21 protein-coding genes are annotated in these 21,840 nt (G+C 72.4%); 5 read left to right on the top strand and 16 right to left on the bottom strand.

Annotated features, from left to right (window positions below; genetic code table 11):
• Positions 1-33: 33 nt before the first annotated feature.
• From ACFQQJ_RS07755 to ACFQQJ_RS07745, 3 genes are all read right to left on the bottom strand, one after another.
• Positions 34-2,871: a vitamin B12-dependent ribonucleotide reductase gene (locus ACFQQJ_RS07755; protein WP_377105404.1), complete on the bottom strand. Its 2,838-nt coding sequence runs from the start codon at positions 2,869-2,871 to the stop codon at positions 34-36.
• Positions 2,872-2,909: 38 nt separating this feature from the next.
• Positions 2,910-3,368, bottom strand: a complete 459-nt coding sequence (gene nrdR, locus ACFQQJ_RS07750; protein ID WP_377105403.1) for a transcriptional regulator NrdR — start codon at positions 3,366-3,368, stop codon at positions 2,910-2,912.
• A 239-nt stretch (positions 3,369-3,607) separates the two neighbouring features.
• Positions 3,608-3,976, bottom strand: coding sequence for a hypothetical protein (locus ACFQQJ_RS07745; protein WP_377105402.1), 369 nt, complete (start codon positions 3,974-3,976; stop codon positions 3,608-3,610).
• 189 nt (positions 3,977-4,165) lie between these two features.
• On the opposite strand from ACFQQJ_RS07745, the gene ACFQQJ_RS07740 reads away from it, so the two are divergent.
• From ACFQQJ_RS07740 to ACFQQJ_RS07725, 4 genes are all read left to right on the top strand, one after another.
• Positions 4,166-4,414 (top strand): AbrB/MazE/SpoVT family DNA-binding domain-containing protein, encoded by a 249-nt coding sequence (locus ACFQQJ_RS07740; protein WP_377105401.1) that lies wholly within the window; start codon positions 4,166-4,168, stop codon positions 4,412-4,414.
• Entirely contained in the window at positions 4,407-6,956 is a 2,550-nt protein-coding gene (locus tag ACFQQJ_RS07735) for a PEP/pyruvate-binding domain-containing protein (protein ID WP_377105400.1), read from the top strand. Before ACFQQJ_RS07740 ends, ACFQQJ_RS07735 begins: the two co-directional genes overlap by 8 nt.
• A gap of 66 nt (positions 6,957-7,022) precedes the next feature.
• Positions 7,023-7,796: a transcriptional repressor LexA gene (gene lexA / locus ACFQQJ_RS07730; RefSeq protein ID WP_377105399.1), complete on the top strand. Its 774-nt coding sequence runs from the start codon at positions 7,023-7,025 to the stop codon at positions 7,794-7,796.
• Positions 7,703-8,059, top strand: coding sequence for a DUF167 domain-containing protein (locus tag ACFQQJ_RS07725; protein ID WP_377105398.1), 357 nt, complete (start codon positions 7,703-7,705; stop codon positions 8,057-8,059). Before lexA ends, ACFQQJ_RS07725 begins: the two co-directional genes overlap by 94 nt.
• 198 nt (positions 8,060-8,257) lie before the next feature.
• Here the strand turns inward: ACFQQJ_RS07725 and ACFQQJ_RS07720 are convergent, their stop codons facing one another.
• The 4 genes from ACFQQJ_RS07720 to miaA are packed head-to-tail and all read right to left on the bottom strand — an operon-like array spanning position 8,258 to position 13,415.
• A complete protein-coding gene (locus ACFQQJ_RS07720; RefSeq protein ID WP_377105515.1) occupies positions 8,258-10,231 on the bottom strand; it encodes an ATP-dependent DNA helicase in 1,974 nt (657 codons plus the stop codon).
• Between the two features lie 10 nt (positions 10,232-10,241).
• Positions 10,242-11,654 (bottom strand): GTPase HflX, encoded by a 1,413-nt coding sequence (gene hflX / locus ACFQQJ_RS07715; RefSeq protein ID WP_377105397.1) that lies wholly within the window; start codon positions 11,652-11,654, stop codon positions 10,242-10,244.
• Positions 11,655-11,659: 5 nt separating this feature from the next.
• Positions 11,660-12,466, bottom strand: a complete 807-nt coding sequence (gene dapF, locus ACFQQJ_RS07710; RefSeq protein ID WP_377105396.1) for a diaminopimelate epimerase — start codon at positions 12,464-12,466, stop codon at positions 11,660-11,662.
• Positions 12,467-12,476: 10 nt separating this feature from the next.
• Entirely contained in the window at positions 12,477-13,415 is a 939-nt protein-coding gene (miaA, locus tag ACFQQJ_RS07705; protein ID WP_377105395.1) for a tRNA (adenosine(37)-N6)-dimethylallyltransferase MiaA, read from the bottom strand.
• A gap of 105 nt (positions 13,416-13,520) precedes the next feature.
• Here miaA and ACFQQJ_RS07700 point away from each other — a divergent pair, with 105 nt between their 5' ends.
• Positions 13,521-13,694 carry an antitoxin gene (locus ACFQQJ_RS07700; RefSeq protein WP_377105394.1) on the top strand — a complete coding sequence of 58 codons (174 nt, stop codon included), beginning with the start codon at positions 13,521-13,523 and terminating at the stop codon, positions 13,692-13,694.
• 88 nt (positions 13,695-13,782) lie between these two features.
• Here the strand turns inward: ACFQQJ_RS07700 and miaB are convergent, their stop codons facing one another.
• The 9 genes from miaB to rimO all read right to left on the bottom strand — a co-directional run bounded on the left by miaB (position 13,783) and on the right by rimO (position 21,807).
• Positions 13,783-15,222: a tRNA (N6-isopentenyl adenosine(37)-C2)-methylthiotransferase MiaB gene (miaB, locus tag ACFQQJ_RS07695; protein WP_377105393.1), complete on the bottom strand. Its 1,440-nt coding sequence runs from the start codon at positions 15,220-15,222 to the stop codon at positions 13,783-13,785.
• Between the two features lie 41 nt (positions 15,223-15,263).
• Entirely contained in the window at positions 15,264-16,802 is a 1,539-nt protein-coding gene (gene rny / locus ACFQQJ_RS07690) for a ribonuclease Y (protein ID WP_377105392.1), read from the bottom strand.
• A gap of 194 nt (positions 16,803-16,996) precedes the next feature.
• Positions 16,997-17,527 (bottom strand): regulatory protein RecX, encoded by a 531-nt coding sequence (locus tag ACFQQJ_RS07685; RefSeq protein ID WP_377105391.1) that lies wholly within the window; start codon positions 17,525-17,527, stop codon positions 16,997-16,999.
• 4 nt (positions 17,528-17,531) lie between these two features.
• Entirely contained in the window at positions 17,532-18,578 is a 1,047-nt protein-coding gene (gene recA / locus ACFQQJ_RS07680; protein WP_377105390.1) for a recombinase RecA, read from the bottom strand.
• Positions 18,579-18,750: 172 nt separating this feature from the next.
• Positions 18,751-18,945 carry a DUF3046 domain-containing protein gene (locus ACFQQJ_RS07675; protein WP_377105389.1) on the bottom strand — a complete coding sequence of 65 codons (195 nt, stop codon included), beginning with the start codon at positions 18,943-18,945 and terminating at the stop codon, positions 18,751-18,753.
• A 5-nt stretch (positions 18,946-18,950) separates the two neighbouring features.
• A complete protein-coding gene (locus ACFQQJ_RS07670; protein ID WP_377105388.1) occupies positions 18,951-19,256 on the bottom strand; it encodes a helix-turn-helix domain-containing protein in 306 nt (101 codons plus the stop codon).
• Positions 19,257-19,314: 58 nt separating this feature from the next.
• On the bottom strand, positions 19,315-19,812 hold the full coding sequence (locus tag ACFQQJ_RS07665; protein WP_377105513.1) for a CinA family protein: 498 nt from the start codon (positions 19,810-19,812) through the stop codon (positions 19,315-19,317).
• A complete protein-coding gene (gene pgsA / locus ACFQQJ_RS07660; protein ID WP_377105387.1) occupies positions 19,805-20,422 on the bottom strand; it encodes a CDP-diacylglycerol--glycerol-3-phosphate 3-phosphatidyltransferase in 618 nt (205 codons plus the stop codon). The genes ACFQQJ_RS07665 and pgsA overlap by 8 nt, the downstream gene beginning before the upstream one ends.
• On the bottom strand, positions 20,419-21,807 hold the full coding sequence (rimO, locus tag ACFQQJ_RS07655; protein ID WP_377105386.1) for a 30S ribosomal protein S12 methylthiotransferase RimO: 1,389 nt from the start codon (positions 21,805-21,807) through the stop codon (positions 20,419-20,421). The genes pgsA and rimO overlap by 4 nt, the downstream gene beginning before the upstream one ends.
• Positions 21,808-21,840: the final 33 nt, after the last annotated feature.

Here is a 21,840-nt window from a genome sequence, read left to right as displayed (position 1 = left end):
CCGAGGTCCGACCGGCCGTCCGCGTGGCAACGATCAGCTGCAACCGCTGGTGGAGCCGCAGCCCTCGCAGATGTAGCAGGAGCCCGAGCGCCGCATCTTGGTGCCACAGGTGAGGCAGAGCGGAGCGTCCACGCTCAGCCCGGACAGCTTCTCCAGCACCTCGGCGGTCGAGTGGGCGTCCATCTCCACCAGGGCGGGCTGGTTCGGCCCGTCCTCGTGCACCCGGACGTCGTCGGCGGCGTCATTCTTCAGCGACTCGGACTCGATCAGCTCGGCCTCGTCCTCCTCCGACAGGTACTTGCCGGTCTCGACGTACCGCGCCCGCTCGGCGGCGGTGTGGATGCCGAGCTCGGCCCGCTCGTCGAAGGACAGGTAGTCCAGCGCCAGCCGGCGGAAGATGTAGTCCATGATCGACTGCGCCATCCGGACGTCCGGGTCGTCGGTCATGCCGGCCGGCTCGAACTTCAGGTTGGTGAACTTCTGCACGAACTGCTCCAGCGGCACGCCGTACTGGAGGCCGATGGAGACGGCGATCGAGAACGCGTCCATCACGCCGGCCAGGGTGGAGCCCTGCTTGCCGAGCTTGAGGAACACCTCGCCGAGGTTGCCGTCGTCGTACTGCCCGGAGGTCATGTAGCCCTCCGCCCCGGCCACCGAGAAGGAGGTGGTGCGGCTGACGCGCGACTTGGGCAGGCGCTTGCGGCGTGCGCGGTACTCGATCCGCACCTCGGGCTCGGCCTTGGCCTCGGTCGACTCCTCCGGCTTCTTGCCGTCGCTCAGGGGCTGGCCGACCTTGCAGTTGTCGCGGTACACCGCCAGCGCCTTCAGCCCGAGCTTCCAGCCCTGGAGGTAGACGTCGGCGATGTCCTCGACCGTCGCGGTCTCGGGCAGGTTGACGGTCTTGGAGATCGCCCCGGACAGGAACGGCTGCACCGCGGCCATCATCCGTACGTGGCCCATCGGCTTGATCGAGCGCTGGCCCATCGCGGTGTCGAACACCTCGTAGTGCTCGGGCTTGAGCCCGGGTGCGTTCACGACGTGGCCGTGAGTGGAGATGTACTCCACGATCGCCTCTGCGGTCTCCTCGGCGTAGCCGAGCCGCTTCAGCGCCCGCGGGATCGTCTGGTTCACGATCTGCATCGAGCCGCCGCCGACGAGCTTCTTGAACTTGACCAGCGAGAAGTCGGGCTCGATGCCGGTCGTGTCGCAGTCCATCATGAAGCCGATGGTGCCGGTGGGGGCGAGCACGGACGCCTGCGCGTTGCGGAACCCGTTCTTCGCCCCGAGCGAGACCACCTGTGCCCACTCCGCGGCCGCTGCGGCGTGGATCGGCTTGTCGAGCCCGTCGAACGTGCGCGCGTCGTCGTTCGCCGCCTGGTGCTTGCGCATCACCCGCTGGTGGGCGTCGGCGTTGCGCGCGTAACCGTTGTAGGGACCGACCACCGCGGCGAGCTCCGCGGAGCGGCGGTAGGACGCGCCGGTCATCAGCGAGGTGATGGACGCGGCCAGCGCACGGCCGCCGTCGGAGTCGTAGCCGCGGCCGACGGCCATCAGCAGAGCGCCGAGGTTGGCGTAGCCGATGCCCAGCTGACGGAAGTTGCGGGTGGTCTCGCCGATCGCCTCGGTCGGGAAGTCGGCGAAGGTGATCGAGATGTCCATCGCCGTGATGATCAGCTCGACGGCCTTCACGAACAGCCCGGTGTCGAAGGTGTCGTCCTCCCGGAGGAACTTCAGCAGGTTGAGGCTGGCCAAGTTGCACGAGGAGTTGTCGAGGCTCATGTACTCCGAGCACGGGTTGGACGCGTTGATCCGGCCGGACTCCGGGTTGGTGTGCCAGGCGTTGATCGTGTCGTCGTACTGGATGCCGGGGTCGGCACACTCCCACGCGGCCTCGGAGATCTTGCCGAACAGGTCGCGGGCGTCGACGGTCTCGATCACCTCGCCGGTCTTGCGTGCCCGCAGGCCGAACTCGGTGCCGTCCTCGACCGCCCGCATGAACTCGTCGCTGACCCGCACCGAGTTGTTCGCGTTCTGGTACTGGACGCTGACGATGTCCTTGCCGCCGAGGTCCATGTCGAAGCCCGCGTCACGCAGGGCGCGGATCTTGTCCTCCTCGCGCGCCTTGGTCTCGACGAACTCGTAGATGTCGGGGTGGTCGACGTCCAGCACGACCATCTTCGCCGCGCGCCGGGTGGCTCCGCCGGACTTGATGGTGCCCGCGGACGCGTCCGCGCCACGCATGAACGACACCGGGCCGGACGCGGTGCCGCCGGAGGACAGCAGCTCCTTGCTGGAGCGGATGCGGGAGAGGTTCAGGCCGGCGCCGGAGCCGCCCTTGAAGATGAAGCCCTCCTCCTTGTACCAGTTCAGGATCGAGTCCATCGAGTCGTCAACGCTCAGGATGAAGCAGGCGCTCACCTGCTGCGGGCTGGGCGTGCCGACGTTGAACCAGACCGGGGAGTTGAAGCTGAAGTACTGGTTGAGCAGCATCCAGGTGATCTCGTGCTCGAAGATCTCCGCGTCGTCGGCGGTCGCGAAGTAGCCGTACTGCTCGCCGGCCGCGCGGTAGGTGCGCACGACGCGGTCGATCAGCGTCTTGAGGCTGGCCTCCCGCTGCGGCGTGCCCAGGGCCCCGCGGAAGTACTTGGTGGTGACGATGGTGGAGGCGTTCAGGCTCCAGAACGTCGGGAACTCCACCCCCCGCTGCTCGAAGACGTGCTCGCCGGTCTTCCAGTTCGTCTGCACCACGTCGCGCAGTTCCCAGGTGACCTCGTCGTAGGGGTGGACGCCCGCGGTGGTGAACACGCGGTCGATCTTCAGGCCCTGTGACTTCCGGCCACCCCTGGGGGTCGCCTTGGCGGTTTCGGTCATGGTCGGGCTGCCTTTCGCTATCGGTGGAGGGGGGTGTGTCAGTTGGTGACGAGCGCCACGCGGCGCAGGTTCTCGATCTCGGCCTCGAAGTCGTCGACCGAGTCGTAGTGCTTGTAGACCGACGCGAACCGCAGGTACGCGACGGGGTCGAGCTCGCTGAGCGGCCCGAGGATGGCCAGTCCGACCTCGTCGGCCGGGATCTCGGCCTGGCCGCTGGCCCGGAGGGTCTCCTCCACGCGCTGGCCCAGCCGGGCGAGGTCGGCCTCGGAGACCGGACGGCCCTTGCAGGCCTTGGCGACGCCGGTGACGACCTTCTCGCGGGAGAACGGCTCGACGACCCCGGAACGCTTCAGGACGACCAGCTGCATCTGCTCGAGCGTCGTGAACCGGCGCTCGCACATCGGGCACTGGCGGCGACGCCGGATGCTCGTGCCGTCTTCGGCGACACGGCTGTCGAGGACCCGGGTGTCGGTGTGGCGGCAGAACGGGCAGTGCATTTCTCCGGCTCCTTCCTGGGGATGCGTCGGGGGATCACGCTGTGGATAACTTGTGGGCGGCGACCACAATCTGTGGACTAACCACATCCGTGTAACTACTAGATGTAGAGGTTATGTCTCCAGAGTGCCACTGGCAAGACAGCCCCGCTGGCGTGTCGCGCGGAGATGCTCCCAATTGCGGACGCCGGCCGGCCACAGGGGCCGTCCGGCGTCGTCGATGGCGGGAGAGGACTCCGGTTTCACCCCTGCGCGGCAGCGGCCACCACCGGCGGCGCGACGGGCAGCGGGGCGTCGCTCACGGCCAGGAAGCCGCTGACGAGCACCACGGCCGCGAGCGCGACCACGGCGAGGAAGAACACCACCACGACCGCGATCCCCCGATCGGTGAGCTCCCAGGTGCGGGCTGGGGTGGACGCGGCCACGCGAGCCGGGACCCGTGGCGCGGCCGGTGCGGCGACACCGCCCGGACGGCCGCCCGGCAGCGACACCAGGTGCGGGCGGGCCTGCGGGCCGCGCTCGACATGGCGCCAGCGGCGCGGCTCGGCGCCGGTGCCCGGCAGGCTCACCGGGATGGTCGTGGACAGGTCCTCGATCAGCAGCGCGCTCATGGCATCTCCTTCGCTCGAACAGGTGTTCGATACCTTTTCTATCCCAGCCCGCCGCGCGGATCAAGCAATTCGAACAATTGTTCGCTCCGCGTGTCGGACGTGGAACAGCCTCGCACCCGCCACTGACAGTTCCTCCAGGCCTCCCGAGCGCGTAAGATATGTCTTGTATCCAAGACGCGAGGAGCACGGATGGCCCACACCCACCCCACCAATCCCGACCGCCGCTTCTACGGCACCGTGACGGTCAGTGACCGCGGCCAGATCGTCATTCCGGCGGAAGCGCGCCGCGACCTCGGGATCGAGGTCGGCGACAAGCTGCTGGTGTTCGGCGACGTCGGGTTCGGCCTCGCGTTCGGCAAGGCCGACCAGGTGCTCGCCCGCGTCCCGGGCCTCGACCGGATCCTCGGCGGTGCCACCGGAGACGCCGGCGATGACTGACCCCCGCACCCGGAGGGCACGCCTCGTCGGTGCCAACCTCTGCGCGCTGGCGGCGGGCTCGGCGGTCGCCGTCCTCGCCCCTGTGCCCGTCCTGGCCCGCGTCCCGCTCGCCGCGCTGGCCGGAACCCTCGGCTACCTGGCGGGCACCTGGCTCGCCGGCCGGGCCGTCGTCCTCGTGCGGCGCGTGCGCTCCGCGCCCCCGGGCCGGCTGGTGCACGACCTCGCCCGACTGGCCCCGGGCACGCCAGGGGCGGGGGGCAAGGCCTCCGCGCTGGCGCGCCTGGTGCAGGCTGGCTTCCGCGTTCCGGCCGGGGTCGTCGTGCTCCCGGGCGCCTTCGACGACGGCGGGCTCTCCCCCGCCGGCTCCCGCGAGCTGGCACGCGCCCTGCGCCGCCTCGGCGGCGGCCCCTTCGCCGTGCGATCCTCCGCCGGAGCGGAGGACTCCGCGTCCGCGTCGTTCGCCGGCGCGTTCGCCACCGAGCTCGACGTGCCCGCCACCGCGGTGGTGGACGCCGCGTCCCGCGTCCACCGCTCCGGGGCCGCGCCCCGCGTGCGGGCCTACGCCGAGGCGCAGGGGGTCGAGGCCCACCAGCCGGTCGCGGTCGTGGTGCAGCGCATGGTGGCAGCGCAGCGGGCGGGCGTCCTGTTCACCGCAGACCCGCTCACCGGCGACCTCGACACCATGGTGGGCGACGTCGTCGAGGGCCCGGGCGAGGCGCTGGTCTCCGGCTCCGCCGACGCGACCCCGTTCCGCTTCCACCGCCCCGACGGCGCGTACACCGGCCCTGCCGTCCTCGCGCCGGTGGCCGCCCGGCTGCATGCCGCGGCGCACGACATCGAGGCCTGCTTCGGCGGAGTCGCCCTGGACATCGAGTGGGCGGTCGCCGCAGACCGCGTCTGGATCCTCCAGGCCCGGCCGGTGACCAGCATGCGCGGCTGGGACCCGGTCACCGCGGAGCGCAACGACACCCTCACCGGCACCTGCCTGTGGTCGGCGACGAACCTGTCGGAGGCCAACCCGGAGCCGCAGACCCCGCTCACCGTCTCCGTGGTCCGCCACCAGCAGGACAACGGCGGCCCGTCGATGAAGGTGAGGGGTCGCGAGATGGCCGGCTACGTCGGCGGGCGGCCCTACGCGAACCTGAGCGTGCAGGTGAGCGCACGCGGGCCGAAGGCAGCGGCGGACCCGCGGGCGGCCTACCGCCAGATCGCCGGGCTGTGGGGCGACCTGCCCGACGACGTCCCGCTGCCCGTGCTGCCCCTGACGAAGGCCGACTGGCAGGACGAGGGGCTGCCGTTGCTGGCCACGCTGGTCCGCCTGCAGTGGCACCGGCTGCGCCTCCCCCGCTTCCTCGCCACCAGCCGGGAGGAGAGCGCGCGGCTCGCCGCCCGCGTCGCGGCCGCGTCCACCGGCGCGGAGCTCGCGGCCCTGTGGCGGGACGCGGTGTTCCCCGCCTCCCTGCGCGCGTTCTGGGCGGTGATCGCCGCCACCGACGACCGGCTCGACCCGCTCGAGGACGAACTCCGCCGGCTCGTCGGCGCCGACGATTCCGCCGCGCTGCTGGCGAACGTCGCCGGGCTCTGCGGAGGCCTGGAGAGCCTCGGCCCCGCCGCCGGGCTCCAGGAGGTGCTCGCCGGACGCCTCTCCCGCGACGACTACCTCGCGGCGTTCGGGCATCGCGGCCACAACGAGGTCGAGCTCGCCTGGCCGCGTCCGGCGGAGAACCCCGGCTGGCTCGACCGCGCCCTCGCCTCCGCCGCGACCGGCGCGGACGTGGGACGTCTCCGGGCCGGCCGCGCCGCGGCCTTCGAGGCGGCCAGGGACCGCCTCAGGACGGACCATCCCGAAAAGGCGCGCGACGTCGAGCGCCGGCTGCGACGCAGGGCGCGCCGGGCCGCACTGCGGGAGCGCGTCCGCTCGGAGTCCGTCCGCTGGACCGGGGTCGGGCGAGGGTTCGCCCTCCGTGCCGGCGTCCTGCTCGGCATCGGCGACGACGTGTTCTTCCACACCCTCCCCGAACTGCTGGACGCCCTGGACGGGACCGGCCGGGCGCCGGACGTGGCCGCGCGCCGCGCCGTGGTGCAACGGCAGCGGGACCTCCCCCAGCTCCCGCTGTTCATCGTCGGTCGCTTCGACCCGTACGCGTGGGCGGCCGATCCCGGCCGGCGCGGCGACGCCTTCGTCGCGGGCCGTCCGCTGCCGCCACCACCGGAGGGCGACGAGCGGCTCGTGACCGGGGCCGCCGGGTCGGTCGGGGTCGCACAGGGACGGGTGCGCCGGCTGGACCGCATCGAGGACGCCGACCAGCTGCTGCCGGGCGAGGTGCTGGTCACCCCCCTGACCAACATCGGCTGGACCCCGGTCTTCCCCCGGGCGGGTGCGATCGTCACCGACCTCGGCGCGCCGCTCAGCCACGCCGCCATCGTGGCCCGCGAGCTCGGCATCCCCGCCGTGGTCGGCTGCGGTGACGCCACCGCGCGGCTCGCGACCGGCGACCTCGTGCGCGTGGACGGCGGCCGCGGCACCGTCGAGGTGCTGTGACGTCCGATTCCCGACACGCTCGAACATGTGTTTGATTCCGTCGCGGCGCCGGGTTAGCGTGCTGCCATGGCTAGCAAGGCAGAACCCCCGGCCCGCAAGCGGGGCCGTCCGCGCAAGGAAGACATCGCCGCCCAGCTCGGCACGAAGGTCAGCCACCTGCCCGACGGCCCGGCGGACGCGGAGGGCCTCACCGCGCGCCAGCGGCGGATCCTCGAGGTGATCCGCGACGACCTGCTTGCCCGCGGCTACCCGCCGAGCATCCGGGAGATCGCCGACCGCGCGGGCCTGGCATCCTCGTCCTCGGCCGCGCACCAGCTCAAGGTGCTCCAGGCCAAGGGCTTCCTCTTCCGTGACCCGCACCGCCCACGCGCACTCGAGGTGCGGCTGCCCGATTCGATGGCGGCTGGGGATGAGGTCGCCGTGGCGACCCGCATCGTCGAGCCGGACCTCCCCGCCCCGACCGCGCCGTCGGTGACCGTCCCGGTGCTGGGTCGCATCGCCGCCGGTGGCCCGATCCTCGCCGAGCAGGCCGTCGAGGACGTGTTCGCGCTCCCCCGCCAGCTCGTCGGTGAGGGGACGCTGTTCCTGCTGGAGGTCAGGGGCGACTCGATGATCGACGCCGCGATCTGCGACGGTGACTACGTGGTCGTGCGGCAGCAGCCCGACGCCGTCAACGGCGACATCGTGGCGGCCCTGATCGGTGACGAGGCCACCGTGAAGACCTTCAAGCGCACGCCGGGCCAGGTGTGGCTGCTGCCCCACAACCCCGCCTACGAGCCGATCGACGGCAACAACGCGTCCATCCTCGGCAAGGTGGTCGCCGTCCTGCGGAGGGTGTAGCCATCCGCATCCCGATCCGGGTCAAGCCGGGGGCGGGGAGGACCCGCGTGGGCGGCCGCTACGGCGAGGACGCCCTGGTGGTGGCCGTCCAGGCTCCAGCGGTGGACGGACGGGCCACGGAGGCGGCGCTCGCCGCGCTCGCGAAGGCCCTCGGATGCCCGGCCCGAGACGTGGCCCTCGTCAGCGGCGCCACGAGCAGGACCAAGCTGGTCGAGGTGCCCGACGACCGCGCCGGGCGCCTCGCCGAGCTCCTCGGCTCCTGACCGCCCTCCCCCGCTCGACCGGGTCCTGCGGACGTCTCGTGCGCTATCGGGACCGGCCCGGCACGACGCCGAAGCGCCGGCCACCGAGCCGATCGCCTCGCCGGGTGCTCCGACGAGGAGCCTCGGCTTCTCGTCGCACCCGTTGCCACGCCGCGCTGGCGCCCACGCCCGCGTGGCCGAAGCCCACCCGGGCCGGGCTCAGCGGGCGCCCGCGTCCGTTCCGCTGCCGAGCCTCCGCAGCGCCCCGATGGCCGTCTCGCGATCGGTGGTCGTCCAGAAGTCGGGCATCGACGCGGTGAGGAAACTGCCGTACCGTGCGGTGACCAGCCGGGGGTCCAGGACGGCGACGACACCGCGGTCGGTCAGGGTGCGGATCAGGCGTCCCGACCCCTGGGCCAGCAGGAGCCCCGCGTGCGTGGCCGCCACCGCCATGAAGCCGTTCCCCCCGCCCTCGGTGACCGCCTGTTGGCGGGCCTGCATCAGCGGGTCGTCCGGTCGCGGGAACGGGATCTTGTCGATGATCACCAGGCGGCAGGTGTCGCCCGGCACGTCGATGCCCTGCCACAGCGACAGCGTGCCGAAGAGCGAGGCCTCCGGGTCTTCCACGAACTCCGCGGTCAGCCGGGGCAGGTGCGCGTCGCCCTGGCAGAGCACCAGCCGTTCGGGGACGTGCTCGCGGCAGTACCGCGCGGCGGCCTCCGCCGATCGCTGGGACGCGAACAGGCCGAGCGTCCTGCCGTCCGCGGCCCACAGGAGTTCGGCCACCTCGGCGAGCGCCTCCGGCCCGATGCCGTCCCGCCCCGGCGGGGGCAGCTGCCGCGCGACGTAGAGGATTCCCTGGCTGCGGTAGTCGAACGGGGAGCCGACGTCGATCCCGCGCCAGTCCGCCGCGTCCTCCCCGGCCAGCCCCAGGGACGCGGCGATCGCGCGGAAGTCACCCCCGATCTTCAGCGTGGCCGAGGTGAGCACCACCGGGTGGTTGTCGAACACCCGGCTGCGCAGCAGTCCGGCCACCGACAGCGGGGCGCAGTTCGCCTGCCGGCCGAACCGCTCGGACTCCGACACCCACACCACGTCGTAGGGGTCGAGCTTCGCCATGCGCTCGGCGACGTCGAAGACCTCCTGGGCTGCGGCCTGCGCCTGCCGGCGGTCCGTCTCCTCGTCCTTGCCGCCGGCCAGCCCCGTGATCGCCGCGCGGGCGGCCGTGCGGACGCTGCGCAGCGCCGCCACCACTTCGGCCTCCGGCTCGGTGACCCGGCCGGGATCGGTCCCGTCCAGCGCGCCCTGCAGGGCGTCCGCTGCGTCCAGGAAGGCCAGCCCGACGTCGTCGGTGAGCCAGGCGAGGCACCGCTTCGCGACCCGCTCCACCTGCGACGGGCCGAGTTCGACGGACGCGGCACCGGTCACGCGGCTGACGAGCTCGTGGGCCTCGTCGATCACCAGCCCCTCGTACTCGGGCAGCGCGGTACCCCCGTGCAGCGCGTCGACCGCCAGCAGGGCGTGGTTGGTCACCACCAGCTGGCTGGCCCGCGCCCGCTCGCGCGACTTCTCCACCAGGCACTCGGCGCCGTAGGGGCACCGCTGCGCACCCAGGCACTCCCGGACCGGGACCGACACCTGCATCCAGGCGGCCGGGGTGTGCGCCGGAGCGTCGTCGCGGTCAGCGAGCCGCCCGGAGCCGGCCTCCTCCTCCGCCCAGCGGCGCAGCGCGACCACCTCCGCGCCGACCCCCGTCGCCTCGCCGGGCTCGGGCAGCAGGGCCTCCTGCTCCGAGCCCTGGCCGTCGCGCACCCGCAGCAGGCAGGCGTAGTTGCTCCGTCCCTTCAGGACGGCGTGGGTGACCCCCTGGCCGCACACCTGCTCGCAGGCCGTGACGGCGGCCGGGATGTCCTTCCCGGCGAGTTGGGCCTGCAGCGCGAGGGTCGCGGTCGCGATCACCACCCGCGACGCCCGGTCCTCGACGAGGCTGGCGAGGGCGGGGGCCAGGTAGCCCAGCGACTTGCCGGTCCCGGTCCCGGCCTGCACCAGCAGGTGCTCACCGTTGTCGAGCGTCCGGCCGACCGCGGCAGCCATCTGCTGCTGGCCCGGACGGGGGTGACCGCCGATCCCGGCGACGGCGGCCGCCAGGATGCGGTCGGCCAGGCCGCCTCCGCCGGCCTTCTCGCCATCCAGGCCGGCCGGCTCAGGCATCGCTGGCGTAGCGCGCGAGCTCGCCGGCGAGGTCGGCGTTCACGCGGGCGACCACCAGCGTGCCGTGCTCGGTGTGCTCGCTGCTGACGAACTCCCCGCTGAGGTGGATGCGGTTGATCAGGTCGCCGCGGTCGTAGGGCACGAGGGCACGCACCTCCACCTCCGGACGCGGTAGCCGCTGCTCGACCCGGGCCCGGAGCTCGTCCATGCCCGCGCCGATCCGGGCGGAGACGAACACCGCGTCGGGGTAGCGCCCCCGCAGGGCCAGCAGCGCGTCGGGATCCGCGGCGTCGGTCTTGTTCACCACGAGCTGCTCGGCGACACCGGCGGCGCCGATGTCGGCGAGCACCGTGCGGACGGCGGCGATCTGGCCGAACGGGTCGGGGTCGGAGCCGTCCACCACGTGCACCAGCAGGTCGGCAGCGACCGACTCCTCCAGCGTGGAGCGGAACGCCTCGACGAGGTCGTGCGGCAGGTGACGGATGAAGCCGACGGTGTCGGTGAGGGTGAACACGCGGCCGTCGGCGGTCTCGGTGCGGCGCGTCGTGGGGTCGAGCGTCGCGAACAGCGCGTCCTCCACCAGGACGCCGGCACCGGTGAGCCGGTTCAGCAGCGAGCTCTTGCCGGCGTTGGTGTAGCCGACGATGGCGACGCTCGGCACCTGGTTGCGGGTGCGCTGGGAGCGCTTGGTGTCCCGCACCGCGTCGAGCTCGCGCAGGCGCCGGCGCAGGATCGCGATCCGGGTCTTGATGCGGCGCCGGTCGGTCTCGATCTTGGTCTCGCCCGGGCCACGGCCGCCGATGCCGGCGCCGGCCGCGGCCCGTCCGCCCGCCTGCCGGGACAGGTTGCCGCCCCAGCCGCGGAGCCGCTGGCGCAGGTACTGGAGCTGGGCGAGCTCGACCTGCGCCTTGCCCTCGGCGCTCTTGGCGTGCTGGGCGAAGATGTCGAGGATCAGGGCCGTCCGGTCGATCACCTTCACCCCGACCCGGTCCTCGAGGTTGCGCAGTTGCGCCGGTTCCAGTTCGCCGTCGCAGATCACGGTGTCGGCACCGGTGGCGATCACCACCTGGCGCACCTCGTCCACCTTGCCACGACCGATGAACGTGGCCGGGTCCGGCGAGCTGCGCCGCTGCACGAGCCCCTCGAGCACCTGGGAGCCCGCGGTCTCCGCCAGGAGCTTCAGCTCGGCCATCGCGTTGTCGGCGTCCACCTCGCTCCCTGTCGTCCACACGCTGACCAGCACCACGCGCTCGAGCTGCAGTTCGCGGTACTCGACCTCCGTGATGTCGGCGAGCTGTGTCGACATGCCGGCCACGCGCCGCAGCGACAGCCGGTCGGCCAGGTCCTGCTGGTCGCCGTCGTAGTCGAGGTCTTCCGGGTCTGCTTCCCAGGGTTCGTACGTCATCGCTCTCAATCCGGAAGGGTGCACTGGCCACGGGCGACGACGACGGCCGGCCCGGTCAGCACGGCCTCCTCCCCGCCCAGGTCCACCTGGAGCGTGCCGCCCGGCACGCCCACGGTGTAGGTGTCGTCATCGCGCATGGCGGCGGCCGCGGCGACGACGCCGGTGCCGCAGGACTCGGTCTCGCCCACCCCGCGCTCGTGGACGCGCAGCCGCAACCGCCCCGGCGCCTCGCGAACGACGAACTCGACGTTGGCGCCGTGCGGGAAGGCGCCGGCGGGCTCCCAGGACGGTGCGTCGTGGGTGAGGTCGAGCGCGTCGAGCCGGTCCGCCTCGACGATGCAGACCGCGTGCGGGTTGCCCACGTCGACCGCCGTGGCCGGCCAGGTGTCCGCGCCGAGGCGGACCTGGACCTGCGCGCCGATGCGCGCCCGCCCCATGGTGACCGCGACGCGTCCGTCGGGCAGGAAGCGCCCCGTCCGCAGTCCCGCCCTGGTCGCCACGGTCACCTCCGTGCCGACGACCAGTCCCTCCTCCTCGAGGTAACGGAGGAAGACCCGCAGCCCGTTGCCGCACATCTCGGCGATCGAGCCGTCGGCGTTGCGGTAGTCCATGAACCAGCGCTCGCCCTCGGCCTCCCAGCCCGGCACGAGGGCACAGCGGACGGCGCGCAGCACGCCGTCGGCACCGATCCCCCCGCGACGGTCGCACAGGTGGGACACCTGGTCGGCGGTGAGGTCGTAGAGGTTGTCGGGGTCGGCGAACAGCACGAAGTCGTTGCGGGTGCCGTGACCCTTGGCGAATTCGATGTGCATCCAGCCCTCCCTATCCGATGAGCACCCTACCCCGCACCACCGACGCCATCTCCCCCGCGCTGCCCTGCCCGGCCGGGAGCCAGTGGATCCGCGGGTCGCGCCGGAACCACGACAGCTGCTTGCGGGAGAAGCGGCGGGTGCCGGTGATCGTGGCCTCACGGGCCTGCTCCTCGGAGAGCTCCCCGTCCAGGAACTGGAGCACCTGCCGGTAGCCGAGCGCACGGGACGCCGTCCGGCCCTCCCGCAGGCCCGCGCCGACCAGCCCCGTCACCTCTTCGACCAGGCCGTCGGCCCACATGCGATGGACGCGCTGCTCGATCCGGGCGTCCAGCACGTCACGGGCGACCTCGAGTCCGAACTGCACGACGTCGTCGAGGGCGTACTCCCAGCCAGGGAGCGTGGAGGTGAAGCTGCCGGTGAGCTCGATCACCTCGAGCGCCCGGACGATCCGCCGCCCGTTGCCCGGCAGGATGCCGGCGGCGGTCCCCGGCGCGACCGCGGCCAGCCGCCGGTGCAGCTCGGCGGCGCCGAGGTCGGCGAGTTCCGCCTCCAACCGCCCGCGCACCTGCGGGTCGGTGCCGGGGAAGGCGAACGCGTCGAGGATCGCATGCACGTAGAGCGCGGAGCCGCCGGCCAGCAGCGGCACCACCCCTCGCGACCGGCAGTCGGCGATCGCCGCCCTGGCCAGTGCCTGGAAGTCGGCCACGCTCGCCGAGCGCGTCACGTCCATGATGTCGATCAGGTGGTGCGGCACGCCCCCCCGTTCGGCGACCGACGGCTTGGCGGTGCCGATGTCCATCCCCCGGTAGACGAGCATGGAGTCGGCGTTGACCACCTCGGCAGCGATCCCGGAGGCCGCGAGCAGGTGCGCGAGCTCGACGGCCACAGCGGTCTTGCCGCTGGCCGTCGGGCCGTTGAGGGCCACCACCGGGAGGGTCACGCCGGCCATTGTCTCAAGTCCCCCGGAATGGTGCTTGGCACCGGCCGTCGGGGAGCACACAATGGAGGTCGCAGCCGCAGAGAGTCTCGGCGCCGGGAGCAGAAAGGAGGTCGGATGGACATCGTCGAACAGATCAAGGGTGCCGTGGCCGGCCACGAAGCTGACATCGCGGAAGGCATCGAGCAGGTGGGTGACTTCGTCGACGAGAAGACCGGCGGCCAGTACGCGGCACAGGTGGATCAGGCCCAGGAGTTCCTGAAGGACCAGCTGGGGGGCACTGCCCGGTAATCCGGATCCCGCCGATCTGGCGCGGGAGAACCCGCAAGACGACGAACCCGAGGGGTCGGTCCGCGATGACCGGCCCCTCGGCCCTTGTTCACGCCCGGGCGAGCCTGGGCAGTCCGAGCAGGGTTCCAGCCGGGGCCGCGGCCGCCTGCCGCGCTGCCCAGGCGTCGCCGCCGCGGGTGCGGCGCAGCGAGAGCAGGCCGTCGTCGGCGTTGAGGTGGTGCGGCGCCGCGTAGCTCACCAGGACCTCAGCGAGATCACCGGGACGTGGCCGGAGGTCGGGCTGGTCGGGCACGCGGACGTGCACCAGCCGGTTGTCGCGGGCACGGCCGGACATCCGGTGGGTGGCGGCGTCCTTGCGTCCCTCGCCGTCGGCGAACAGCACCTCGACGCGCTCGCCCACCAGGCGGAGGTTCTCGGCCCACGCGCTCTCGCCGACCACCTCGACCAGGCGCTCGTAGCGCTCCTGGACGACCTCGCGCGGCACCTGGTCGGGCATCGTGGCCGCCGGGGTGCCGGGACGGATCGAGTACTGGAACGTGAACGCCGCGGCGAAGCGGGAGGCGCGGACGACGTCGAGCGTCGCCTGGAAGTCGTCCTCCGTCTCGCCGGGGAAGCCGACGATGATGTCGGTGGTGATGGCCGCGTCCGGGATCGCCGCCCGGACCCGGTCGAGGATCCCCAGGAACTTCTCGCTCCGGTAGGACCGCCGCATCGCCTTGAGCACCCGGTCCGAGCCGGACTGCAGGGGCATGTGCAGCGAGGGCATCACGTTGGGCGTCTCCGCCATCGCCGCGATGACGTCGTCGGTGAAGGCCGCCGGGTGCGGGGAGGTGAAGCGGACGCGCTCCAGCCCGTCGATGCCGCCGCAGGCCCGCAGCAGCTTGGCGAAGGCGCCGCGGTCGCCGAACTCGACCCCGTAGGTGTTCACGTTCTGGCCGAGCAGCGTCACCTCCTGCACGCCCTCGGCAACCAGCGCCTGGATCTCGGCGAGGACGTCGCCGGGCCGCCGGTCGGTCTCCTTACCCCGCAGCGCGGGGACGATGCAGAAGGTGCAGGTGTTGTTGCAGCCGACGCTGATCGACACCCAGGCGGCGTACGCCGAGTCACGGCGGGTCGGCAGCGTGGACGGGAACCGCTCGAGCGATTCCAGGATCTCGACCTGCGCCTCCTGCTGCACGCGGGCCCGCTCCAGCAGCACGGGGAGCGAGCCGAGGTTGTTGGTGCCGAAGACCACGTCGACCCAGGGCGCCTTGTCGACGACGACCTGGCGATCCTTCTGCGCCATGCACCCGCCGACCGCGATCTGCAGCCCCGGGTGGGCCTGCTTCACCGGGGCGAGGTGGCCCAGGTTGCCGTAGAGGCGGTTGTCCGCGTTCTCCCGGACCGCGCAGGTGTTGAACACCACGACGTCGGCCTGCGAGCCCGGTTCGGCCTGGGCGTAGCCGGCCTCCAGCAGCACCCCGGCGATCCGCTCGGAGTCGTGGACGTTCATCTGGCAGCCGTACGTGACCACCTCGAAGGTGCGCATGACGGCGTACTTTACCTGCCGGCGGCGGGGCGGCGAGCCGCTCACTTGGCCAGGGCGACCGCCCGCGACTCCCGCACGACGGTCACCTTGATGCTGCCCGGGTAGGTGAGCTCCTCCTCCACCCGCTTGGCGATGTCGCGTGCGATCACCTGCGACTGCACGTCGTTGACGAGTTCGGGGGTCACCATCACCCGGATCTCGCGGCCCGCCTGCATGGCGAACACCTTGTCGACGCCGGCGTGCTCCTTGGCGATGTCCTCCAGCCGCTGGAGGCGCTTGACATACATCTCCAGGCTCTCGCGCCGCGCGCCCGGACGGCTGCCGCTGATCGCGTCGGCGGCCTGGGTGAGCACCGCCTCGACGGTGCGCGGCTCGACCTCGTTGTGGTGCGCCTCGATGGCGTGGACGATGTCGGGGTGCTCGCCGTGCCGGCGCGCCAGGTCGGCGCCGACCTTCGCGTGGGAGCCCTCCGCCTCGTGGGTGAGCGCCTTGCCGATGTCGTGAAGGAACGCGGCACGGCGGCAGGTCTCCACGTCGAGGCCGAGCTCCGCCGCGAGCATCGCGGCGATGTGGCCGCACTCGATCAGGTGCCGCAGCACGTTCTGGCCGTACGACGTGCGGTACTGCAGGGCGCCGAGGATGGGGAGCAGGCCCGGAGCCAGGTCGGTGATGCCCATCTCGATCAGGGCGTCCTCCGCCGCCCGGATGCACAGCTCGTCGACGCGACGCTTGCTGCGCTCGTGCACCTCCTCGATCCGGGCGGGGTGGATCCGGCCGTCGGCCACCAGCTCGGTGAGGGTGAGGCGGGCGGTCTCGCGGCGGACCGGGTCGAAGCACGACAACAGGACCGTCTCCGGGGTGTCGTCGATGAGGACGTTGACACCGGTGATCTGCTCGAAGGCGCGGATGTTCCGTCCCTCGCGCCCGATGATGCGCCCCTTCATCTCGTCGCCCGGCAGCGGGACGGTGGCCACGACGGACTCCGTGGTCTGCTCGGCGGCCAGCCGCTGCATGCTGGTGACGATGATCCGGCGCGCGGTGGCGTCCGCCGTCCGCCGGGCCTCCGACTCGATCTCCCGCATCAGCTGGGCGGCGTGCAGGCGCGCGTCCTTCTCCACGTGCGCCATCAGCTCGGCACGGGCGGCTTCCACAGACAGCCCGGCGACGGCGGCGAGGGCGTCCGCCTGACGGGCCTCCGCCTCCTCGAGCCGGGCCTCGCGTTCGTCCAGTCCGGCAGCGATCTGGTCGAGGTGGGATTCGCGGTTGTGCACCTCTTCGAGGTAGCGGTTGAGCCGGTCCTCGCGCTCGGCGAGCAGCTCCTCGCGCCGGTCGACGGCCTGCCTGCGCGAGCGCAGCTCCTCCTCGTGGGCCGCACTGACCGGCGTGGCCGTGGGCGGGGCGGCCGCCGGCACGGGACGCCGCTGGTCGCGGCCGGCCGCGCGGGCCGGGGTTCCGGGACGACGCCGGCCCCCCGGGGACGCTACGCCGCCGCGCAGGAACACCACCAGCAGGACGGCGACGACGGCGAGGACCAGGACCAGGACTGCGACCAGCACGGCCAGTACGAGCGTCGTATCCATGGCGTCCTCCTTGAGCATGTGCGGGACGCCACGGGTCCACTCCTGGTGCGAGCACGGTGTGGCCGGGGTGACGGCAAGGCAGGCCCGGCAGGGCCGGACCGGAGTATCGCGGGGTTCAGTCCCCAGTGGTGGTCAGTCAGTCGCTCAGGAATGGGTTCGCGTGCGTACCCATGGGCAGGCTAGGGCTGACCGGGTCATTCCGCAAGCTCCGGCAGCTCAGCCAGGACCTCCCTGGTGACCTGCGCGACCACGCCGGCGGAGAAGCCGCGTCGGGCCAGCGCCCCGGCCAGCCGGCGGTACTGCGCCTGCGGGTCGAGCCCGGCCAGCGAACGAGCCTTGCGCTCGGCGAAACCCCGGGCCACCACGTAGTCGCGATCGCCGTCGAGCTCCGCAACCGCCTCCTCGACCACGTCCCGGTCGACCCCCTTCTCGGCCAGCTCGGCCAGCAGGGCCCGCCGGCTCTTCTGCCGACGGTCACCCGCAGCGAGCCAGTCGCGGGCGAAGGTCGCGTCGTCGACCAGACCGACCTCCTCGAGCCGGTCCAGCACCGCGCTCGTCACCTCGGCCGGCACGCGTTTGCGCGCCAGCGCGCGTTCCAGCTCGGCCCGGCTCCGGGCGCGCACCGTGAGCTGCCGCAGCGCGATCTCCCTGGCCACCGAAGCCGGGTCGGCGTCGGGGACGTCCTCCGGCGAGCCGGCGACGTCCCCGAACGGCTCCTGGCCCATCAGCTCAGAACTCCACCTCGCCGGTCACCGGGTCGATGCCCTCCGGCACGTCCGAGCCCACCCCCACGCCGAGGTGGCTGAGGATCCGCCGCTCGATCTCCGCGGCGACCTCGGGGTTCGCCTTGAGGAAGTTGCGGGCGTTCTCCTTGCCCTGGCCCAGCTGGTCGGCCTCGTAGGTGAACCAGGCGCCGGCCTTGCGGATGATGCCGCAGTCGACACCCAGGTCGATGAGGCTGCCCTCACGGCTGATGCCCTGGCCGTAGAGGATGTCGAACTCCGCCTGCTTGAACGGCGGGGCCACCTTGTTCTTGACCACCTTCACCCTGGTGCGGTTGCCGACCATCTCCTGGCCGTCCTTCAGGGTCTCGATGCGACGCACGTCCAGTCGGACCGAGGAGTAGAACTTCAGCGCGCGACCGCCCGTGGTGGTCTCGGGCGAGCCGAACATCACGCCGATCTTCTCGCGCAACTGGTTGATGAAGATCGCGGTGGTGTTCGCCCCCGACAGTGCACCGGTCATCTTCCGCAGCGCCTGGCTCATCAGCCGGGCCTGCAGTCCGACGTGGCTGTCGCCCATCTCTCCCTCGATCTCCGCGCGCGGGGTGAGCGCGGCGACCGAGTCGATCACGATCAGCGCGAGGGCGCCGGAGCGCACGAGGGTGTCGGCGATCTCCAGGGCCTGCTCGCCGTTGTCCGGCTGGCTCACGAGCAGCGCGTCGGTGTCGACGCCCAGCTTGCCCGCGTAGTCGGGATCGAGGGCATGCTCAGCGTCGATGAACGCGCAGATCCCCCCTGCGGCCTGTGCGTTGGCGATCGCGTGGAGCGCGACGGTGGTCTTGCCGCTCGATTCGGGACCGTAGATCTCGACGACCCGGCCACGGGGCAGTCCGCCGATGCCGAGCGCGACGTCCAGGGCGATCGACCCGGTGGGGATCACCTCGATGGGCTGCCTCGTCTCCTCGCCCAGCCGCATCACCGACCCCTTGCCGTGCTGCTTCTCGATCTGGGCCAGCGCCGCCGCGAGCGCCTTCTCCCGGTCCGCTACCGCCATCTGTCGTGTCCTTTCCCTGGACCTCGGTCATTCCGTCGCCATCACCCTAGGCACCGCCCCTGACAATCACGTCAGGCACTCGGCGAGGGTGTGGACAGCGTCCGCCCAGCCGGGCAACTGTCCACAGGTTACCCGAACAGGTGTTCGAAATCACCGCGACACGCGGCCCGCCTCAGCGTTCGCGCAGGGGCAGCTCGAGGGCCTCCCACGCGGCCCTCCAGATCTCCTTGCAGGGGACGCCGCCGGCGAGCGCCTGGGTCACCGTCCGGTGCCCCAGCGGGGCGAGCACGACGGTGTCGGACCACATCAGAGAGTAGGCGGGGCCGAGGTGTGCCTCCAGCCGCGCGCGCAGGTCCGCTTCACGCACGACGGTCAGGCTGCGGCGACGTGCTGGCTGCGGACCGGCAGCTGGGTGACGCCGGAGTGGACGTCGATCTTGTCCGAGACCTGCCGCAGCACGCGCGAGAGCGGCACGTCGAGCGCGCCGCAGATCGCGTTCAGCAGCTCGGAGGAGGCCTCCTTCTGCCCGCGCTCGATCTCGGACAGGTAGCCCAGGCTCACCCGCGCCCTGCCCGACACCTCGCGCAGGGTGAGGTTCGAGGAGGTGCGCAGCTCACGCAGCGACTCGCCGAGCAGTTCCCGCATCAGCAGCGGGCGCTCGCGCACGTCCTGGATCATGTCTCGACTCTACCTGCCTGTCGTGGGATTGATCGACGGTGACTCAACGCCACGCTGGTCAGGGTTGTTCCCTCGACCCCGCCTCGAGGTCCAGCGCCCCGGCCAGCAGCGACAGCGCCGCGGCCACCGCGGCGGCCCGCACCTCGTCCCGGCCGCCGTCGAACCGGTACCGGCGGGCCCGGCCGCCGGAGGGCCCGGCCACCCCGAGCCACACCTCGCCGGGCTCGTGGCCGTCCTGGGGGTCCGGTCCGGCGACGCCCGTCGCCGACACCGCCCAGTCCGCGCCGGCGGCGTCACGGACGCCCGTCGCGAGGGCGACCGCCGTCTGCTCCGAGACCGGGCCGAACGCGGCCAGCACCCCGGACGGGACCCCGGCGAGGGTGTGCTTCAGGTCGGTGGCGTAGGCGACCACGCCCCCGCGGTAGGCGGCGGACGAGCCGGGGACGGAGGTGAGCGCGGCGCCGATCAGGCCGCCGGTGAGCGACTCCGCCGTCGCGACGCTCTGCCCCCGTCCCACCAGGACGGAGACCACGCGCGCGGCAAGCGGATCAGGCAGGACCGCTCCCGGTCCTCAGCGACTCCGCACGCAGGCGGAGCGCGTCCCGCACGTACATCAGGCCGGTGACCACGGTCAGCACGAACGCAGCCCCCATCACCAGCCACGCCAGCCAGCCCCAGAAGGGGGCTGCCTGCACGGTGAGCTGGATGGGGTAGGGCAGGAACATCAGTAGGGCGATCGCCTGGAGCAGGGTCTTCAGCTTGCCCCCCGCGGCCGCAGCCATCACGCCGTACTTCAGCATGGCGACGCGCATCCAGGTGATGCCCCACTCGCGGACGAGGATCAGGACGGTCACCCACCACCACAGCTCGCCGAGGATGCTGAGCGAGATGAACGCCGCTCCCGTGAGCGCCTTGTCGGCGATCGGGTCCCAGATCTTGCCGAAGTCGCTGACGAGGTTGTAGCGCCGCGCGAGCTTGCCGTCCAGGAGGTCGGTCAGGATCGCGACCCCGAAGGCGACCGTGGCGGCAAGGCGCCAGCTGAAGTCGAGCGGGTGGGCGAACAGCAGGACGAGGAAGACCGGAACCAGCACCAGGCGGAGGATCGTCAGCGCGTTGGGCAGCCAGGGGGGAATCCCGACGCCGACACGCTCGACACCCTGCGTCATCGCCCCTCCACCTCCACGACGAGATCGACCCCGTCCGTCGCGGTGACCCTACCCCAGACGAGGGCACCCACGGCGAGGTCGCCGACCGGTGGTTCGAGCGTAGTACCGCCGTCGCTCTCCGGACCCTGGTGGACCGCCCTTCCCGTGGCCGCTGCACCGCCGACCGACTCCACCAGCACCTGCGTGCGCTCCCCGAGCCGGTCGGACGCGCGCTGTGCGGAGACCTCGTCGACCAGCATCGACAGCCGGTCCACCCGCTCCTCGATCTGCTCCGGTCGCACCTTGCCGTCGAGCGTCGCCCCTTCCGTTCCCTCCTCGTCGGAGTAGCCGAAGACACCCACCGCGTCGAGACGGGCGTCGGCGAGGAACGCCGCCAGCACCTCGACGTCGGCCTCGGTCTCTCCGGGGAAGCCCGTGATCACGTTGCTGCGGATGCCCGCATCCGGGCGGACGGCGCGGATGCGGTCGACGAGGGAGAGGAAGGAGTCGGCGTCGCCGAACCGGCGCATCCGGCGCAGCACCGGCGCGGACGCGTGCTGGAACGGGAGGTCGAAGTACGGCACGACCCGGTCCAGGCCCAGCATCGTCTCCAGAAGGGACGGGCGGACCTCCGCCGGCTGGAGGTAGGACACGCGGATCCAGTCGAGGCCCTCCACCGCATCCAGCCCGTGCAGCAGGTGCTCCAGGTTCGTGCCGAGGTCCTTGCCGTAGGCGCTGGAGTTCTCGCTCACGAGCACGACCTCCCGGATGCCCTGCCCCACGAGCCAGCGCGCCTCCGCGACCACCTCGTCCGCCGGACGCGACAGGTAGGAGCCCCGGAACGCGGGGATCGCGCAGAACGCGCAGCGGCGGTCGCAGCCCGAGGCGATCTTCAGGGGGGCGGACGCGCCGGCCGTGAGCCGGTGGCGCGGGATCCAGCCATGGCCGGGGACGGTCACCTCTGCCGCCCTCGCGGGGCGGGCCACCGGCGTCACCGGCAGCAGGGCGCGGCGATCACGCGGGGCGTGGGCCTCGACGTGGCCGCCGGCGAGGATCCACTCCAGCCGCCGGGCGATCTGGGGGTAGTCGTCGAAGCTCAGCACGGCGTCCGCCTCGGGCAGCGCCTCGGCCAGCTCGCGCCCGTACCGCTCGGCGAGGCAGCCGACGGCGACCACCGCGCGGGTGGTGCCGTTCGCCTTGTGGTCGCCGGCCGCCAGCAGCGTGTCGATGGAGTCCTTCTTGGCCGCGTCGATGAACCCGCAGGTGTTGACCACGATCGCCGCGGCCTCGTCCGGGTCGTCGACGAGCGCGAAGCCCCCGGCGGCGAGCCGCCCGGCCAGCTCCTCGGAGTCGACCTCGTTGCGCGCGCAACCGAGGCTGATCAGGTGTACCGGCGTGGAATCCACCCGGCCACGCTACCCGATCCGACCCTCACCGCA

Origin of the sequence: Propionicimonas sp. T2.31MG-18 (assembly GCF_964266745.1) — a bacterium.
GTDB lineage: Bacteria > Actinomycetota > Actinomycetes > Propionibacteriales > Propionibacteriaceae > Propionicimonas.
This window is presented reverse-complemented; position numbering and strand designations above follow the sequence as displayed.